This window comes from Polaromonas sp. P1_G2 (assembly GCF_056405515.1).
In genome coordinates this window covers 1-2,652 of sequence record NZ_JBFUBY010000403.1, presented here as the reverse complement: position 1 = coordinate 2,652, position 2,652 = coordinate 1, and the positions used below count along the sequence as shown (strand labels likewise).

Here is a 2,652-nt window from a genome sequence, read left to right as displayed (position 1 = left end):
CTGCAGGAACGCCCCAACGACGCCAAGATCATCGTCGGCAAGATCATCGAAGCCGCGCGTGCCCGCGAAGCCGCGCGCAAGGCCCGCGACATGACGCGCCGCAAAGGCGTGCTCGACGGCATGGGCCTGCCCGGCAAGCTCGCCGACTGCCAGGAAAAAGACCCCGCCATGTGCGAGATCTACCTGGTCGAGGGTGACTCCGCCGGCGGCTCCGCCAAGCAGGGCCGCGACCGTAAGTTCCAGGCCATCCTGCCCCTGCGCGGCAAGATCCTCAACGTCGAAAAAGCCCGCTATGAAAAGCTGCTGACCAGCAATGAAATCCTGACGCTGATCACCGCCTTGGGCACCGGCATCGGCAAGGCCGGCGGCGTCGGCGGCACGGCCGGCACCGACGACTTCAACGTTGCCAAGCTGCGCTACCACCGCATCATCATCATGACCGACGCCGACGTTGACGGCGCCCACATCCGCACGCTGCTGCTGACCTTCTTCTACCGCCAGATGCCCGAGCTCGTCGAGCGCGGCCACATCTACATCGCCCAGCCGCCCCTCTACAAGGTCAAGGCCGGCAAAGAAGAGCAGTACCTCAAGGACACGGCCGCCCTCGACGGCTTCCTGCTGCGCATCGCCCTCAAGGACGCCAGCGTGCAGACCGGCCCCGACGAAAAATCCACCCTCACCGGCGACACCCTGGCCGAGCTGGCCCGCAAACACCAGCTCGCCGAATCCGTCATTGCTCGCCTGCGCGGCTTTATGGATGCCGAAGCCCTGCGCGCCATCGCCGACGGCGTGAGCCTGAACCTCGACACCGTGGCCGACGCTGAAGTTTCCGCCGTCGCCCTGCAGGCCAAGCTGCGTGAACTCAACACCACCGGCACGCCCGCCGAAGTGGCCGGCGAGTTCGACACCCGCAACGACAAGCCCATCCTGCGCATCAGCCGCCGCCACCACGGCAACGTCAAGAGCAGCGTGCTGACACAAGACTTTGTGCACGGCGCCGACTACGCCACCCTGGCCGAAGCCGCCGCCACCTTCCGCGGCCTGATCAGCGAAGGCGCGAAAGTTATGCGCGGCGAAGGCGAACGCCAGAAGGAAGAAAAGATCAGCGACTTCCGCCAGGCCATGGCATGGCTCATCGGCCAGGCCGAAAACGCCACGGCACGCCAGCGCTACAAAGGCCTGGGCGAGATGAACCCCGCCCAGCTCTGGGAAACCACCATGGACCCGACCGTGCGCCGCCTGCTACGCGTGCAGATCGACGACGCCATCGAAGCCGACCGCGTCTTCACCATGCTGATGGGCGACGAGGTCGAGCCGCGCCGCGAGTTCATTGAGCAGAACGCGCTGCGCGCCGCCAACATCGACGTTTAAGCCAACAAACGCCAACCAGCCTTTTGATACCCATGACCGAAGAAATCACAACAGCAACTGCAGCAGCAGCATCCACCGAACGCCCGGCGCTGCCCGACCACCTCTCGACCGACGAGCGCAGCCCGCATTTCGTCAAAGCCATCTTCGAACACGACGTCGGCATACGCTTTAACGACAAAGAACGTTTTGACGTCGCCGAATACTGCATCAGCGAAGGCTGGATCAAGGTCCCCGTCGGCAACAAGGTCGACCGCAAAGGCAACCCCTTCATGATCAAGCTCAAAGGCAAGGTCGAGTCGTTTTATAAATAAGTAGGTAAGCGAACAACAAGGCCTGGCCCGCTCGGTGCATTCGCTGATCGGACCTTGATGAACACCATGAGTGAGCTCTCACATGAGTCCATTCATGGTGTTTTTCTTTGCATGAACAACAACAAACACAACGACGGCAAGCTATGAGCAGCAACTGCATCGCCGTCATCGACTTCGAAACCACAGGCCTCTCGCCGGCGATGGGCGACCGTGCGACGGAAATCGCCATCGTGCTGGTGGACCAGGCCAGCGGCAAAGTGGTCGACAGCTTCCAGAGCCTCATGAACGCCGGGCGCTACATCCCGTCCTTTGTCGAAAGCCTGACCGGCATCAGCAACGCCATGGTCGCCGCCGCACCCGCGGCCGATACCGTGATGAGGGAAGCCAGCCGCTTTGTCGCTAACGCCCCCATGGTGGCCCACAACGCTTCTTTTGACCGCCGCTTCTGGGAAGCCGAGCTGGGCCTGGCAGGGGAGAAGGCAGCCAGCCAACCCTTTGCCTGCACCATGCTGGTCGCCAGAAGGCTGTACCCCCAGGCGSCCAGCCACAAGCTAGGCGTGCTGATCGACTACCACCGCCTGCCCAAAGCCGGCCGCGCCCACAGGGCCATGGCCGATGCGGAGATGGCGGCATCCTTGTTGGGGCAGATCCAGGATGACTTGCGCAGCCGACACCGGGTGGCCAGGCCTGACCATGGTTTGTTGCTGGCGTTGCAGCGGTGTGCCAAGCCGGGGGTGGGGGCGTTGATGGCTAGGTACGCCGATACGTGAATATTGGCGTCTGGATGAGATAGCTTGTGAGCTCTAGGGGCTATGGATTASTATGCGATGGTTATGCGTAATCAAGCGCTTTTCCTTTGAGCCTAAGCCGCAGAAGGTCGTCCGCAGACGGTTGACGTGAAGGCGTGGGCTAATACGCTCAGCGGCGTGATGAGCACCTGATTTTGCCAATGCCGAAATTGGAATGAGCC

General features: G+C 62.5%; 3 protein-coding genes. All 3 read left to right on the top strand.

What is annotated here, in order from left to right; genetic code table 11:
- On the top strand, positions 1–1,371 hold a 1,371-nt coding region (locus AC1D0P_RS24270), incomplete at its 5' end, for a toprim domain-containing protein (protein ID WP_477679075.1).
- Positions 1,372–1,403: 32 nt separating this feature from the next.
- Positions 1,404–1,682, top strand: coding sequence for a DUF3297 family protein (locus AC1D0P_RS24265; protein ID WP_477679074.1), 279 nt, complete (start codon positions 1,404–1,406; stop codon positions 1,680–1,682).
- A gap of 143 nt (positions 1,683–1,825) precedes the next feature.
- On the top strand, positions 1,826–2,452 hold the full coding sequence (locus AC1D0P_RS24260) for a 3'-5' exonuclease (protein ID WP_477679073.1): 627 nt from the start codon (positions 1,826–1,828) through the stop codon (positions 2,450–2,452).
- Positions 2,453–2,652 lie beyond the last annotated feature (200 nt).

What these genes read in the sequence shown, in the direction of transcription:
- AC1D0P_RS24265 (WP_477679074.1), top strand. Translation starts at nt 1,404, where the DNA reads ATGACCGAAGAAATCACAACAGCAACTGCAGCAGCAGCATCCACCGAA.